Consider the following 15,308-nt stretch of genomic DNA (forward strand, 5'->3'; position numbering starts at 1 on the left):
GGAACTCTTAACGACGAATGTTGTGCTTCTCGAGCAGCGCCTTGTACCGCGCCTCGTCCTTCTTCTTGAGGTAGTCGAGAAGCGAGCGGCGGGTCGAGACCAGCTTCAACAGGCCGCGACGCGAATGGTTGTCCTTCACGTGGGTCTTGAAATGGCTGGTGAGGTTGTTGATGCGTTCCGACAGGATCGCGACCTGAACCTCGGGCGAGCCGGTGTCGCCGGCTTTGGTGGCATTCGTCTTGATGACTTCCGCTTTGCGTTCTGCGGCAATCGACATCGTCAATTTCTCTCGTTGCGACCGGGGCTGGCAGTCAGGCCGGTCAGGTTGAACACACGCTTGGGGATGATTTCGCCATTGCCGACTTCAGCAAGCGCGAGAAGCCGGCCTGCCACCGTGACATAGACTGTGCCGCTACAAGTGGGCGCATCCCGTCCGCGCAACAAAACGGCCTGGCCCCGATGGAGCCTTGCCGCATCAGCCCGAGTGACGGCCAGTGCCGGGATGTCGTCCAGCGCGGTCTCAACGGGCAAAAGCGCGTCGGCGAGGCTGCCCTCGCCGGACGCGGCTCTATCGCACAAAGCCTCCAACTGATCCAGCGGAATCATGTCGTTTTCGCCAAATGGGCCGACCAGGGTCCGCCTGAGCGCGCAGATATGGCCAAAAGTGCCGAGAATCCGGCCCATATCTCGGGCCAGCGCCCGGACATAGGTGCCCTTGCCGCATTCGGCCTCGAACACGGCGTGGTCGTTATCCGGTTGATCCACAAGGGTTAAATGGTGAATCTCGACCGGGCGGGGGGCCAGCTCCACGACCTCGCCGTCGCGGGCAAGGTCGTAGGCGCGCTCGCCCTGGACCTTGATCGCGGAATAGCGCGGCGGGATCTGCTCGATCACCCCGGTGAAGCGGGGCAGCAGGGCCAGAATGGCCTCCCGGGTCGGACGCTGCTCGGAGGTCGCGGTCACCCGGCCCTCAATGTCGTCGGTGTCGCGCTCCTCGCCCCAGCACACCGTGAACTGGTAGCGCTTGCGGCCGTCCATGACGAAGGGAACGGTCTTGGTGGCCTCCCCGAGCGCGATCGGCAGCCCGCCCGAGGCGAGCGGATCGAGCGTGCCGGCGTGGCCGGCGCGCTTGGCGTTGAACAGGCGCTTGAGCACCGCAACCGCCTGCGTCGAGGTCATGCCGATCGGCTTGTCGAGCACGACCCAGCCGTGGACGTCGCGCCGGTCGCGGCGGACCTGGTTGCCCTTCTGCTGCTTGGCGCGCGGATCGTTGTTGACGCGGCGCGGCTCGTGATGCGGCTCCGAATTGCCGTCCATCTCCGCGAAATTATTTTTCTGCACGTCGCGCTGATCGGCCTGTTCGCCGCTGATCGTGTCGTGAGCCGGGTCCATCGTCATCGTTCTTCTTCCCGATCCGTCTCCGGATCCTGTTCCAAGTCCTGTTCGAGATCCTTCTGCACCGCAGGTGTTCGCAAAAGTTTCTCGATCCGTTCCGCTTCGTCGAATCGTTCGTCGACGCGGAAGCGAATGTCGGGTGCAAATTTCAGGTTAACGCGCCGCGCGACCTCGCCGCGCAGGAACTTCTTGTTGCGTGCGAGCGCAGCGAGGACGATCTCGGTGTCGCGGCCACCGAGCGGCATCACGTAGACCGTCGCGAGCTTCAGGTCGGGCGACATCCGCACCTCCGGCACGGTGATGATGTGACCCTCGAGATCCGCATCATGCACATTGCCTTGCGCCAGAATATCGGCCATCGCGTGGCGAACCTGCTCGCCGACGCGCAACTGACGTTGCGAGCCACCGCCGGGTGCGGAACTCTTTTTCTGATGATGGCGTGGCATTCTCGAAATCACCTCGTCATGCCCGTGTTCGGGACACGGGCATTGTCACTTGTCCTGTTGAAACGAAGAGGGGTGGATGGCCGGAAAAAATCCGGCCATCGCACTCCCGCAATTTCAGCTCAAAAAGATCCGGGCGCTTCGGTAAGATTTGGACTTACAGGGAGCGCTGGATCGTCTCCACGCGGTAACACTCGATCACGTCACCGGCACGCATGTCGTGGTAGTTCTCGAAGGCCATGCCGCATTCCTGACCGGACTGGACTTCCTTCACTTCGTCCTTGAAGCGCTTCAGCGTCGAGAGCTTGCCCTCGTGCACGACGACGTTGTCGCGGATCAGGCGCACATTGGCGCCGCGTTCCACGGTACCGTCGGTGACGCGGCAGCCCGCGACCTTGCCGACCTTGGAGATGTTGAAGATCTCCAGGATCGCGGCATTGCCGAGCATGGTTTCGCGCAAGGTAGGCGCGAGCAGGCCGCTCATCGCCTTCTTCACGTCGTCCACGAGATCGTAGATGATGTTGTAGTAGCGGATCTCGATGCCGTTGCGCTTGGCGGCCGCAGCGGCTTCCTTGTTGGCTCGAACCGAGAAGCCGATGATCGCGGCGTTGAAGCCTTCGGCCAGCGTCACGTCGGATTCCGAGATGCCGCCGACGCCGGCATGCAGGATGCGGGCTGCGACTTCGTCGGTGCCGAGCTTCTCCAGCGAGCCGAGGATCGCTTCCAGCGAGCCCTGCACGTCGGCCTTGATGATCAGCGGGAATTCCTTGCGGCCCGCGGTCTTCAATTGCGACATCATCTGCTCGAGCGAGCCGCGCATGCCGGAGATCGAGGCCGCCGCGTTCTCGCGCTTCTGGTGCGCGCGGTAGCTGGTGACCTGGCGGGCGCGGGCTTCGTTCTCGACCACGGCGAGACGGTCGCCGGCTTCCGGCGGACCGTTGAAGCCGAGCACTTCGACCGGCACCGACGGACCTGCTTCCTGCACGGTCTCGCCCTGATCGGAGATCAGCGCGCGGACGCGGCCCATCTCGGCGCCCGCGACGATGATGTCGCCGACGCGGAGCGTGCCGCGCTGGACCAGCACGGTCGCGACCGGGCCGCGGCCGCGGTCGAGCTTGGCCTCGATCACGGTGCCCTCGGCCGGCCGTTCCGAATTGGTCTTGAGGTCGAGGATGTCGGCCTGGAGCGCGATCATCTCGAGCAGCTTGTCGAGATTGGTCTTGTTCTTGGCGGACACCTCGACGTCGACGACGTCGCCGCCGAAGGATTCGACCTGCACCTCGTGCTGGAGCAGCTCGGTGCGCACGCGCTCGGGCTTGGCGTCGGGCTTATCGATCTTGTTGATGGCAACGATGATCGGCACGCGCGCGGCCTTGGCGTGATTGATGGCTTCGACCGTCTGCGGCATCACGCCGTCGTCGGCCGCGACCACCAGCACGACGATGTCGGTGACCTTGGCGCCGCGGGCGCGCATCGCGGTGAACGCGGCGTGGCCGGGCGTGTCGATGAAGGTGATCTTCTTGCCGCTCTCGGGCGATACCACCTGATAGGCGCCGATGTGCTGGGTGATGCCGCCGGCTTCGCCGGAGACGACGTTGGCGTGACGAAGCGCATCGAGCAGCGAGGTCTTGCCGTGGTCGACGTGACCCATCACGGTCACCACGGGCGAGCGCGTCTCGGTGTCGGTGGAATCGTCGACCTGGTCGAACAGGCCCTCTTCGACGTCGGAGGCGGCAACGCGCTTGACGGTGTGACCCAGCTCCTCCGCGATCAGCTGCGCGGTGTCGGCGTCGATCACGTCGGTGATCTTGTGCATCGCGCCCTGCTTCATCAGCATGCGGATGACGTCGACCGCGCGTTCGGCCATGCGGTTGGCGAGTTCCTGGATGGTGATCGCTTCCGGGATGACCACCTCGCGGATCAGCTTCTCCTTGGGCTCGTTCGAGGCGTGGCCCTTCAGGCGCTGGGTGCGGCGGCGGAACGAGGCGATCGAGCGCTCGCGGACTTCGTCGGCGTTCAGCGCGGTGACGACCGTCAGGCGGCCGCGCTCTTTCTGCGGGCCGGGCTTGTGGGTGGTCTTGGGGGCTGCGGCAGGACGCGCGGCGCCGCCGGGACCGCGACGGATCTGGCGCGGACCATCGTCCTCGTCGGGTCCGGCTGCGACCGCGGGTGCGCGACCCAAAGGTCCGCCGGCCGGTCGCGGCGTGCTGGTTCCGGGGCGCGCTGTCGTCGTTCCCGGGCGTGCCGTCGGGGTTCCGGTTCGCGCTGCGGGCGCTCCGGGCCGCGATGTTGCAGCGGCCGGGGCCGCCACCGCGGCGCGCGGCGCGGATTGCGGCTGCTCGCCTTCGCCGAAACGCTTCTTGGCCTCGGTCTCGGCCTTGCGCTTGGCCTCGTCCTCGTGGCGGTGGCGCTCTTCCTCGGCCTTGCGGCGGGATTCGGCGGCCTCGCGCTCGGCGCGTTCGGCGGCTTCGCGGACCGCGCGGCGCTGGGCCTCTTCCTCGGCCTGACGGCGCTCTTCGACTTCGCGCACCTTGGCATCGGCCAGCGCGCTGGCGCGGGCGGAGCGTTCGTCCTCGGTCAGCGTGCGCAGCACCACGCCGGAGCCGGCGTTGCGCGGCGGCGCGGGGCGCGACGGGGCGGGCGTGGGCGCGGCCGGCGCGGGCTTCGCCACCTCGGCAGCCTGCGGCTCGGGGGTACCGTCGATGCGGCGCTTGCCGCGCTTCTCGACCACGACCTGCTTGCTGCGGCCATGGCTGAAGCTCTGGCGCACAGTGCCCGTTTCGACGCGCGGCTTGAGCGATAGCGTCTTGCTCGGAACGCTCAGCTTCTTGTCGCCAGGGGTCTTGGTATCAACCATTCAGCAGTCCTAATCCTGATTTATCAGTGTTGTGCGTTGCCGCACCGTCCAATTGGGTCGTCGTTGTCGCTCAGAAATCCTGGCCGTGCTCTTCGGCAGTCTTGTCATCGTCCGCCATCCGGTATCGGACCAGCATCTGGCTACGTGACAGGAATGACTTGCTCGCCGGGCCCGCGAGCAGGGCAGCATGTATCACATTTGACCGGGTCAGTGCCAAATCCAATTCTACCGATTTCAGCGCGGTGACGACGGGAATCTGCGGCTTGGCGCCGCGATTTCCGGCATTTTGACGTGCCAGCATGTCCAATTTGCGGATTCCGTCCGCGGCCCCGTCGCTGGCGTGGATCAGGACCTCGACCGTGCCCTCCTTCAGGGCGCTTTCGACCTTGCCGAAGCCGGTCACGATCTGGCCGGCCTTGGCGGCGATCCCAAGGGCTTCCGTCACGCTCCGAACCAGGAGCGCCTCGATGTCGGCAGGAAGCGTCTGGGGGATGCGCAGCTCGCGCTTGAAGGCTTTGCTAAATTGGTGACGCCGTACCGCTTCCGCAACCACCCCGCGGGAGGCCGTGAGCCACATGCCGCGTCCGGGCAGCTTGCGCTTGAGATCTGGAACTACGTCGCCCTGCGGCGAAATAACGAAGCGGATCAGCTCGTCGATCGGCCGGACCTGCCGACTGACAGCGCACATCCGCATGGTCGCGGACCTTTCGGTCCGCGGTCCATGGTCGAGTTCGCTGTCCATATTGGCGAGCATCCGGGCGACATCCTCCTTCGCCTTCTAAATCGCGTGTTCTCTAAGCAAGACCGGCCTCCGCTTGCGCTGAATACGCCTCAGGCCGGCTGATCTTCGGTCGCCTCAGCCTCCTCGGTGGGCTTGGCGAGATCGGCTTCGGTGATCCAGCCGGCCTTGACGCGGGCCTGCATGATCATCGCTTCGGCATCGTCGCGGGAGATATCGATGCCGTCGAGCGCGCCCGGATGTTTGGTGGGCTCGCCGCCTTCCTTGCGCTCGGTCCAGCCGACCAGATCGTCGGTGGCGCAGCCGGCGAGGTCCTCGACCGTCTTGATGTCGTTCTCGCCGAACTTCACCAGCATCTTGGAGGTGACGCCGGGCACGTCCTTGACGGCGTCCTCGACCCCGAGCTCCTTGCGCCTCGCCTCGATCTCGGCTTCCTGCTGCTCGAGATATTCGCGGGCACGGCTCTGGAGCTCCTGCGCGGTCTCCTCGTCGAAGCCCTCGATGCCGGCGAGTTCCTTGAGGTCCACCATGGCGAGTTCCTCGACCGAGGTGAAGCCCTCGGACGCCAGCAGCTGGCCGACCACTTCGTCGACGTTGAGCGATTCCATGAAGACGCGGGTGGAGTTCTCGAAGTCGGCCTGGCGGCGCTCCGATTCCTCCTGCTCGGTCAGGATGTCGATGTCCCAGCCGGTGAGCTGCGAGGCCAGACGCACGTTCTGGCCGCGGCGGCCGATCGCCAGCGAAAGCTGGTTGTTGGTGTCGGGCACGACGACCTCGATGCGCTCGCGGTCTTCGTCGATGACGACCTTGGACACTTCGGCCGGCGCCAGCGCGTTGACCACGAAGGTCGCGATATCCGGCGACCAGGGAATGATGTCGATCTTCTCGCCCTGCAATTCGTTCACCACGGCCTGCACGCGCGAGCCGCGCATGCCGACGCAGGCGCCGACCGGATCGACCGAGGAATCGCGGGAAATCACGCCGATTTTCGCGCGCGAGCCCGGATCGCGGGCGACCGCCTTGATCTCGACGATGCCGTCATAGATTTCCGGCACTTCCTGCGCGAACAGCTTCGCCATGAACTGCGGATGGGTGCGGGAGAGGAAGATCTGCGGGCCGCGGGTCTCGCGGCGGACGTCGAAGATGTAGGCGCGGACCCGGTCGCCGTTGCGGAACACTTCGCGCGGCAGCATCTCGTCGCGGCGGATGATGGCTTCGCCGCGGCCGAGATCGACGATCACGCTGCCATATTCGACGCGCTTGACGACGCCGTTGACGATGTCGCCGATGCGGTCCTTGAATTCCTGGTATTGCCGGTCGCGCTCGGCCTCGCGCACCTTCTGCACGATCACCTGCTTGGCCGACTGCGCGGCGATGCGGCCATATTCCAGCGGCGGCAGGGTATCGGCGATGGTGTCGCCGACCTGGGCACCGGGATTGGCGCGCTGCGCGTCGACCAGCGAGATCTGGTTGGAATGATTTTCGACCTTGTCGACCACCAGCATGTGGCGCGACAGCCGCAGCTCGCCCTTCTTCGGGTCGATCTCGGCGTGAACGTCGGTCTCGCTGCCGTAACGGGCGCGCGCGGCCTTGGCGATGGCGTCCTCCATCGCCGCGATGACGATGCCGCGGTCGATCGATTTCTCGCGCGCAACGGCGTCGGCGATCTGGAGCAATTCAAGTCGATTGGCGCTGACTGCCATGGCTAGTCTCCTTGGTCAGGATCGATCTCGCCGCGCCGCGCGCGTTCGGCGGCAAGGCGATGCTTCTTCGTGTTGGTCGGGGCCGGCTTCTTCTTCGGCTTGGTGTTCTTGGTGATCTTCGCGCTGATCTCCGCGTGCGGCGGAGCCGGCGGCTCCAGGCCGAGATCCCTGCGCATCTTGCGCTCCTCGGCCTTGCCGCGGCGCATGGATTCGGCGATCAGCTCGTCGGTCAGCACCAGCCGCGCCTCGCCGATATCCTCCATGGTCAGGAGCACGTCGGGGTTGTCACCCGGCTTGGCGTCGTCGCGACGCAGGTGCACGCGGTCGCCTTCGACGGCACCGAGCGTGCCGCGGAACCGCTTGCGTCCCTCATGGGCGACCGCCATCTCGATCTTCACCAGATGGCCGCAATAGCGCTCGAAATCGGAGCGGCGGACCAGCGGACGGTCGATCCCCGGCGAGGAAATTTCCAGCCGATAGGCGCGATCGATGGGGTCGGCGACATCGAGCACGGGGGAGAGCGCCCGCGAGATCGCCTCGCAATCTTCGAGCTGCATCGAGCCGTCCGGCCGCTCGGCCATGATCTGCACGGTGCAGCCGGCCTCGCCGGAAATGCGGATCCGCACCAGCCGATATCCCATGCCTTCCAGCACCGGCGCTGCGACCGCGGACACCCGTGCTGCCACGCCCGGCTCGACCACGAGTCTCGGCTCGGCCAGCAATTCGGCGTCCGTGGAACCAGGGTTCGGCTCGGTCATGTCCAGGGTCAGGCGCTCGATGGTTAAGGCTTGGTTAAGGTTTCAAAGCCCGCTTCGGAACTTCCCCGACACGCGTCGGGCCGCATCTTCCGCCACGCCGCGTTCAGGTAATAAAAAAGAGCGGGTCCTTTCGGGCCCACTCTCACTACGCGGATCGCATGAGAAGATGAATTGGCGCTGATATAGCGCTTTCCCCCTGCCCGGACAAGGCCCATTGCGGGGGAACGGGGCCTTTTTGCGCCGGTCCGCGACCCACCTGCGGCAACGCTTCCTTCACCTGGGCAGGCTAAATTCCCCGATTGTGGGGCGGCTTGGACCAAGGGCGCACCCGCGGCGTGCCCTGATCGAGTTGCGTTTTCATGACCGTTGCCACGTCGCTCATTCCCGGACTGGACGATATCGTCAAACGCGGCGATCCGCGGCGGCGCGGCGAGATCGCGCGCGCCATCTCCGAATTGTACTTCCAGGATTCCGCCAATCTTCGGCCCGAACTCATCGATCTCTTCGACAATCTCCTGATCGATCTCGTCCCGCATGCGGAGCTTGCCTCGCGCGCCGACCTCGCCGAGCGCTTCTCGCACCTGAACAACGCGCCGCCGCACCTGATCAATCAACTCGCGCGCGAAAACGAGATCATGGTGGCGGGCCCCGTGCTGCGCCGCTCGCCCGTGCTCGATGACGCCGCTCTGGTCGAGATCGCCCGGCTGAAGGGCCAGGGCCATCTGCTGGCGATGACGGAGCGCCCGACATTGTCGGCTGCCATCACCGATGTGCTGGTCGAGCGCGGCGATCGCGACGTGGTGCGACGAGCCGCCGGCAATGCCGGCGCGTCGTTCTCGCCCGGCAGCTATTCCGAGATGATCAAGCGCGCGGCGCGGGACGGCGTGCTGACGCTCAAGATCGGCCAGCGCAACGACCTTTCGGGCGAAAACCTGAAAGAGCTTCTCGACGGGACGCTCGACGTCATCCGCCGGCGCCTCTCCACTGTGGTCAATCCCGCGCGCCAGGTCGAGATCAAGCGCGCGCTGGCGGCGATCGAGGAAGCCGCGCTGCCGCCCGGACCCCGGCGCGACTTCTCGGCGGCCCAGCGCACGGTGCTCTCCTTGCATCGCGAGGGCCATCTCGGCGAGAGCGCGCTGCTCGGCTTCGCCAAGGCGAACAAATACGAGGAATCGATCGCCTCGCTCTCGGCGATGTCCGGCGTCCGCCTCTCGGTTCTCGAACGCCTGATTTCGGGCGACCGCTACGATCCGATTCTCATCGTCGGCCGCGTGCTGAATCTGGGCTGGCCCACGGTGCGCGCGCTCATCCTGCTCTGGTACGGACCGCATCGCATTCCCGCCGATGCCGACATCGAAGCCGCGCGCGCGAACTTCACGCGCCTGATGCCGACGACCGCCGAGCGCGTCGTGAATTTCTGGCGCAACCGGCAGACGATTTAGCGCCGCGCTCCGTCATTGCGAGCGGAGCGAAGCAATCCAGCTTTCTCTCCGGAGGCATTCTGGATTGCTTCGTCGCTTCGCTCCTCGCAATGACAACTAACCAGTTCTGCGAAACCGCAAGTAAGCCGCCTTGCGTCCTTCGCGCGCGGCCTTCCGGCCGTAGCGCGTCATGGTGTAGCCGGCCCATGGCTGCCTGAAGTCGTCGGCGCGTTCGGCAAGCCAGACGAAGTCCTGCGAGCGCGCAAGATGCGACAGCGTCCAGGCGCAGTAATCGTCGATATCGCAGACGAAGCGGAATTCACCGCCTTCCTTCAGTACGCGCGCCATCGCGGCGATCGTGCGGTCCTGAACGAAGCGCCGCTTCCAGTGCCGCCGCTTCGGCCAGGGATCGGGGTGGATCAGGTCGATCCGCGACAGCGATGCCCTGGGCAACCAGGCCAGCAGCTCGGCGGCATCGCCCGCAAACAGGCGGATGTTGCCGATATTGGCGGCCTCGATCTGCGCGAGGATCTTGGCCATGCCGTTGACGTAGGGCTCGCAGCCGATGAAGCCGGTCGTTGGGAATTTCTGCGCCTCGGCCGCGAGATGCTCGCCGCCGCCGAAGCCGATCTCGAGCCGCACATCTTCGGTCGCGGGGCCAAAGATCTCGCGGGCGTCCGCCGGCGTCTCACTGTGAATGTCGAGCGCAAGATGCGGCAGCAGATGATCGACCAGCTCGGCCTGGTGCTGCCTGAGCTTGTGGCCCTTGCGGCGCCCGAAGAAGGCGCGCTCGCTGTCGTCGCGATCGGGCTCCGATTTGCGCTCGCTCATCGCAGCGTCTGATACAGGCGATGCAGCAGCCGCGCGCGCGGCGCAAGCGAGGAGACATAGAGCTGCTCATAATGGGTGTGCGCGCCCTTGCCGTCGACGCCGAGCCCGTCCAGCGTTGCGGTATGCGGAGCGGTGAAATTGCCGTCCGAGCCGCCGCCGGTGTGAGTATCGATCAGCTCGAAGCCGATCTCGCCGGCGAGCGTCTTCGCATGTTCGAACAGCGCGGCGCCCGCATTGCTCTTCTCGTAGGGCGGGCGGTTGAGCTCGCCCGTGACGGTGACGGTGACGCCCTCGGTTTTCGAGGTCAGGGCGAGAATCCTGCCGACGAACTCGTCTGCGTCACCGAGGCTCAGCACGCGCAGGTCGACTTCAGCATAGGCCTCTTCCGGCGTGACGTTGGGGCGCGTGCCGCCGCGCACCACGCCGACATTGACGGAGACGCCACGCGCGAGGTCGTTCATCCCTTCCAGCGCCAGGATGACGTTGGCGAGCTCGCGGACGGCGCTGCGGCCGTCTTCGGGCCGCGAGCCGGCATGCGCCGGCACGCCCTTGACGAACACGCGGAAGCGTCCGACGCCCTTGCGTCCGGTGACGATCTTGCCGCCGTCGCGCGCCGGCTCCGTCACCAGCACGTATTTGGCCTTGCGTCCTTCCTGCTCGATGAGCGCGCGCGAGGTCGGGCTGCCGATCTCCTCGTCGGAGGTGAACAGGTGCGTGATGCCGAGCGGCGAGCGATTGGCCGTCGCACACAGCGCGCCAAACGCGTGATGGGCGATGTAGGCGCCGCCCTTCATGTCGTAGATGCCGGGACCGAAGGCGACGTCGCCTTCGACCTTGAACGGCAGGCGTTCGATGAACCCCATGGGATGGACGGTATCGAGGTGACTCAGCACCAGAATACCCGGCTGGTCCTGGCCCCAGGTCGAGCGCGCCAGGAGATGATCTCCGCAGCCGTCGACGCCGGCGACACGCTCGAGCGTGACGGGCAAGTCGCGATATTGCTCCGCCACCTCGGAGACCAGCTTGTTGACCTGCTCAGGCGCTTCCGTCGGCGTCTCGATCTCGACCCAGTGGCGGATGCCATCGAGGATAGTTTGGGAATCGAACCAATTTGTGCTGGCCATGAGTGCATCTGTGCCTTTGAATCGCATCACCGAAGCGGACGCACGTCGAAGCGCGGCCACAAATGACGACATAGGCCAGATTTCACGCGGTCTCAAATCGCCATCGGGACGGCGCGTCAGCGCTTGTCGGGGCCTTCCCGGGCCGCGATCTGCTCGACGAGATCGACGATCGAGCGGCGCATCTTCGAATCGGTGATTCGCGTGAACGCCTTGGTCAAGGCCAGGCCTTCGGAGGTCGCGAGAAAATCCGAGACGTAAGAGGGCGAGGCGCCTTCGCTGAAGCCATCCGGCCCCGGCACGCCGCTCGGACCGCCCTCGAACAGAAACGACACCGGCACCTGCAGAATTTCGGCGATCTGCTGGATGCGGCTCGCGCCGACCCGGTTGGTGCCCTTCTCGTATTTCTGGATCTGCTGGAAAGTCAGGCCCAAAGCGTCACCGAGCTTTTCCTGACTCATGCCCAACATGATGCGGCGCATACGCACGCGACTGCCGACATATTTGTCAACAGGGTTGGGCGCTTTCGACATTTCCTCAGCCCTCCAAACACCACCTTAAGCGCAATCAATCGGAGTGCCTCAGGTGCAAGCAACGTCAAATCAAACCCTGTTATTGGGAAACATTGCGGAGAAATTTAGCAACGCACCACTGTCTTTTGCAGCCGGTGCAGAATGGGGAGCCCGCGTGCAGTCTGTCAACCGTGGGACTACGGTTGTCAAAAGTTTCCGGCTACCTTCGCGGCGATGGCGCGATCAGCTCTGCCGCTTGCTGACGCGTCGGCGGAGGGCCAGAAACACGGCCAGCGCGACAAGCATGGCTGCGGGCGCATCGCCCACCCGCGCATAGACGGTCGGCGGGATCGCGGCGGGCAAATTTGCATCCAAAATGCCCTCGATTCCAAGTCCGAGGCTGGAAACAGTGCGGCCCACCGGATCGATCACTGCGGAGATGCCGGTATTGGCGGAGCGGACCAGCGGCAATCCGAGTTCGACCGCGCGCATCCGCGACTGCTCCAGATGCTGATAGGGACCGGTCGAAATGCCGAACCAGCCGTCATTGGTGAGGTTCACGATCCAGCCCGGACGTTCGTTGCGTCCGGCAACCTCGCCGGGAAAGATCGCTTCGTAACAGATCAGCGGCAGCACGGGCGGTGCGCCGGGGACCTGCAGCGCATGCCGTACCGTGCCGGGAATGAAGCCGCCGCGCACACGCGTCAGTTGCTCGAATCCGAGCTTCTCCATCAACGACTGGTAGGGCAGAAATTCGCCGAACGGCACCAGATGCAACTTGTCGTACACGGTCAGCACGCTGCCGTCGTGGTCGATGACATAGATCGAATTATAGGCACGCGTGATCGGCGTGCCCCGCGGCAGGTCGGGCGCGCGGACCGAACCCGTGATCAGCACGGTGCCTTTCGGAAGAAGGTCGGCGATCTGCGCCATCGCGTCGGCTTCGCGGGTCAGGAAGAACGGAAAGGCGGATTCCGGCCAGATCAGGATGGTGGCATCGCGCACGCCGGTCGATTGCGGGCCCGAGGCGCGGTCCGACAGCGCCAGGTATTTCTTCATCACCTCCGTCTTGGCGGCGTAGTTGAATTTCGCGTCCTGCTGAAGGTTCGGCTGCATCAGGCGCAGCTTGGCGCCTGCGACCATCGCGGTCGGATGCAGCGACAGGCGGATCGCGCCGAAAATGCTCATGACAATCAGGAGCCCGATGGCCGCCGCCGGCACGCGCCACGGCAGGCGGCGATCGGGCGTGCGGTCGATCAGCGTTGCCGGGCTCGCGAAGATCGCAACAGCCAGGAACGTCATGCCCCACAGGCCGATCAGCGACGCCGTCTGCGCCAGCGCCAGCGGCTCGGACAACGCATAGCCGAACGCGTTCCAGGGGAAGCCGGTCAGCGCGTGGCCGCGCAACCACTCGCTGATGGTGAGGCTTGCTGCGAGCGCAAGCACGCGCGTGGCGTTCTTGGTCCAGAGCAGGCGCGCCAGCGCAAAGCCGATCGCCGTGAAGATGGACAGATAGGCCGGCAGGCCGAGCACGGCGAACGGCGTCAGCCAGGCGAACACATCGGCATCGACGAAGAAGGCGTAGCCGATCCAGTACAGCCCGGGCACGAAATAGCCGAGCCCGAACCAATAGCCGGTCAGCGCGGCAACGGGAACGCCGCCATATCGGCCGGCGCCGGCGCCGTCGATCAGCCAGACCAGCACCGGGAAGGTGATGAACAGCACGGGGAAGAGGTTGAACGGCGCCAGGGCCAGCACCGACAGCGCTCCGCACCCCATCGCGATGACCGCGCGCTTCCATCCCCAGGCGAGGATGATGGCGAGCGCGATTTGCCGAACTCGCTGGAACGGACTCACTGTTGGCTGGTCCCGTCGCTCGGCGGCGGGCTGGGTGTGTCGCTGGCGGGCGGCTGGCCGCTGTCCGGCGTGGCCTCGCGGCGGCTTCTCTCGCGCTGGGTCCGCGGCGCGGGACGCTCCTTCCGCGTCGAGATGCGCAGCCGCTTGACGCGGCGCGGATCGGCATCGAGCACCTCGACCTCGTAAGTGCCGGGGCCGGAGATCACCTCGCCGCGCACCGGCAGGCGCCCGACGAAGCTGACGAGATAGCCGCCCAGCGTCTCCACCTCCTCGCCGGCCTCGCCGGTGACGAAATCCTCGCCGATCACCGAGCGGACGTCGTCGAGGCTGGCGCGGGCGTCGGCGATGAAGGCGTTGTCGGGCAGGCGCACGATCGAAGGCGGCTCGTCGCTGTCGTGCTCGTCGTCGATCTCGCCGACGATCTGCTCGACGATGTCCTCGAGCGAAACCAGCCCGTCGCTGCCGCCATATTCGTCGACCACCAGCGCGAGGTGAATGCGCGTGGCTTGCATCTGCGCGAGCAGGTCGATCGCTCGCATCGACGGCGGCACGTAGAGCAGCTTGCGGATGATGCGCGCTTCCTCGAGTGGCAGCGCGAGATCGACGGCGCGCAGGTCGAGCCCGGCCGGCAGCGGCTTCTTGCGCTTGGTCTTGGTGATTTCCGACACGCGGGCGCGCACGGTCATGAAGGCGAGCAGGTCGCGGATGTGGACGATGCCGACGGGATCGTCGAGCGTCTCGTTGTAGACCACGAGGCGCGAATGGCCGGCGCTCTCGAAGCGGTCCATCAACTCGCCGAGCGGGATATCCCGCTTCACCGCGACGATGTCGGCGCGATGCACCATGACGTCGGCGATGCGGCGCTCGTGCAGACCGAGGATGTTGCGCAGCATGGTGCGCTCGACCGCCGAGAAGCCGGAATCGCCAGGCGTGGTCGCATCGAGCACGACCTGGAGGTCGTCGCGTACCGATCCCGCCTTCCAGCCGAACAGCGTGCGGATGGCGCGCAACAGCCAGCCATCGGCGGTCGGGCGCAACACCTCGCCCGGCGTCACCACGGCCGGCAGATTGGCCGTGTTGCGCGGATTGTCGTGGACCGGGTCGGAATCGGGCATCTCAGTGCGTCCCCGCGCGGTCTGCATAGGGATCTGGGATTCCAAGGTGCGCCAGGATCTGGGTCTCCAGCGCTTCCATCTCCTCGGCGTCGCTGTCGTTCTCGTGGTCGTAGCCGATCAGGTGCAGGAAACCATGCACGGCAAGATGGCTCAAATGGTGGTCGAACGGCTTTTGTTCCTCGTCCGCCTCGCGCCGCATGGTCTGGTAGGCGATCGCGATATCGCCGAGCATGCGCGGCGCATCGCCCGGCTTCCAGCCGCCCTCCGGCTGGAGTGCGGGAAACGATAGCACGTTGGTCGGCTTGTCGATGCCCCGCCAGTTGCTGTTGAGGGTGCGGATGCCGGCGTCATCGGTCAGCATCACGGCCACTTCGGCGTCGGCAACGTCTTCATCGACGCTTTCGGCGGCGGCCGCGACCGCGCGCTGGATCACGGCTTCGGAATCGGGCTCGTGCTGCCAGCAATCGGCGACGACGAGGACTTCGGTCATGGGAAGGTTGGGATGGGACATGGTGTTGTCTGGGACGAAAAGGCGCCGTGTCCGCGCCCTCCGGGG

The 15,308-nt window shown here is 65.8% G+C and carries 14 protein-coding genes; 1 reads left to right on the forward strand and 13 read right to left on the reverse strand.

Annotation, left to right across the window (positions count from 1 at the left end; all coding sequences use genetic code 11):
• Positions 1-7 precede the first annotated feature (7 nt).
• The 7 genes from rpsO to rimP form a co-directional block, all read right to left on the reverse strand.
• Positions 8-277 (reverse strand): 30S ribosomal protein S15, encoded by a 270-nt coding sequence (gene rpsO, locus D6B98_RS10970; RefSeq protein WP_028133641.1) that lies wholly within the window; start codon positions 275-277, stop codon positions 8-10.
• Between the two features lie 2 nt (positions 278-279).
• Positions 280-1,398 (reverse strand): tRNA pseudouridine(55) synthase TruB, encoded by a 1,119-nt coding sequence (gene truB, locus D6B98_RS10975; protein WP_164718520.1) that lies wholly within the window; start codon positions 1,396-1,398, stop codon positions 280-282.
• Entirely contained in the window at positions 1,395-1,841 is a 447-nt protein-coding gene (gene rbfA, locus D6B98_RS10980) for a 30S ribosome-binding factor RbfA (protein ID WP_126257004.1), read from the reverse strand. Before rbfA ends, truB begins: the two co-directional genes overlap by 4 nt.
• A gap of 154 nt (positions 1,842-1,995) precedes the next feature.
• Positions 1,996-4,695 (reverse strand): translation initiation factor IF-2, encoded by a 2,700-nt coding sequence (gene infB, locus D6B98_RS10985; protein WP_126257005.1) that lies wholly within the window; start codon positions 4,693-4,695, stop codon positions 1,996-1,998.
• Positions 4,696-4,765: 70 nt separating this feature from the next.
• Entirely contained in the window at positions 4,766-5,449 is a 684-nt protein-coding gene (locus tag D6B98_RS10990) for an RNA-binding protein (protein WP_126257006.1), read from the reverse strand.
• Between the two features lie 77 nt (positions 5,450-5,526).
• Positions 5,527-7,137 carry a transcription termination factor NusA gene (gene nusA, locus D6B98_RS10995; RefSeq protein WP_126257007.1) on the reverse strand — a complete coding sequence of 537 codons (1,611 nt, stop codon included), beginning with the start codon at positions 7,135-7,137 and terminating at the stop codon, positions 5,527-5,529.
• A gap of 2 nt (positions 7,138-7,139) precedes the next feature.
• Positions 7,140-7,895: a ribosome maturation factor RimP gene (gene rimP / locus D6B98_RS11000; RefSeq protein ID WP_126257008.1), complete on the reverse strand. Its 756-nt coding sequence runs from the start codon at positions 7,893-7,895 to the stop codon at positions 7,140-7,142.
• 359 nt (positions 7,896-8,254) lie between these two features.
• On the opposite strand from rimP, the gene D6B98_RS11005 reads away from it, so the two are divergent.
• On the forward strand, positions 8,255-9,337 hold the full coding sequence (locus tag D6B98_RS11005; protein ID WP_126257009.1) for a DUF2336 domain-containing protein: 1,083 nt from the start codon (positions 8,255-8,257) through the stop codon (positions 9,335-9,337).
• A 96-nt stretch (positions 9,338-9,433) separates the two neighbouring features.
• Here the strand turns inward: D6B98_RS11005 and trmB are convergent, their stop codons facing one another.
• The 6 genes from trmB to ybeY form a co-directional block, all read right to left on the reverse strand.
• Positions 9,434-10,147: a tRNA (guanosine(46)-N7)-methyltransferase TrmB gene (gene trmB, locus D6B98_RS11010; protein WP_126257010.1), complete on the reverse strand. Its 714-nt coding sequence runs from the start codon at positions 10,145-10,147 to the stop codon at positions 9,434-9,436.
• Entirely contained in the window at positions 10,144-11,271 is a 1,128-nt protein-coding gene (locus D6B98_RS11015; RefSeq protein WP_164718521.1) for a M20 family metallopeptidase, read from the reverse strand. Before D6B98_RS11015 ends, trmB begins: the two co-directional genes overlap by 4 nt.
• A gap of 116 nt (positions 11,272-11,387) precedes the next feature.
• Complete coding sequence (locus D6B98_RS11020) at positions 11,388-11,801, reverse strand: helix-turn-helix domain-containing protein (RefSeq protein WP_028133651.1); 414 nt, start codon at positions 11,799-11,801, stop codon at positions 11,388-11,390.
• A gap of 222 nt (positions 11,802-12,023) precedes the next feature.
• The gene (gene lnt / locus D6B98_RS11025) at positions 12,024-13,637 is read right to left on the reverse strand and encodes an apolipoprotein N-acyltransferase (RefSeq protein ID WP_126257012.1); all 1,614 of its coding nucleotides are present in this window, start codon (positions 13,635-13,637) and stop codon (positions 12,024-12,026) included.
• Positions 13,634-14,752 (reverse strand): hemolysin family protein, encoded by a 1,119-nt coding sequence (locus D6B98_RS11030; protein WP_164718522.1) that lies wholly within the window; start codon positions 14,750-14,752, stop codon positions 13,634-13,636. Before D6B98_RS11030 ends, lnt begins: the two co-directional genes overlap by 4 nt.
• A 1-nt stretch (position 14,753) precedes the next feature.
• Entirely contained in the window at positions 14,754-15,263 is a 510-nt protein-coding gene (ybeY, locus tag D6B98_RS11035; protein ID WP_126257014.1) for an rRNA maturation RNase YbeY, read from the reverse strand.
• Positions 15,264-15,308 lie beyond the last annotated feature (45 nt).

The sequence above is a fragment of the Bradyrhizobium sp. LVM 105 genome (assembly GCF_003957705.1).
Taxonomy (GTDB): domain Bacteria; phylum Pseudomonadota; class Alphaproteobacteria; order Rhizobiales; family Xanthobacteraceae; genus Bradyrhizobium; species Bradyrhizobium frederickii.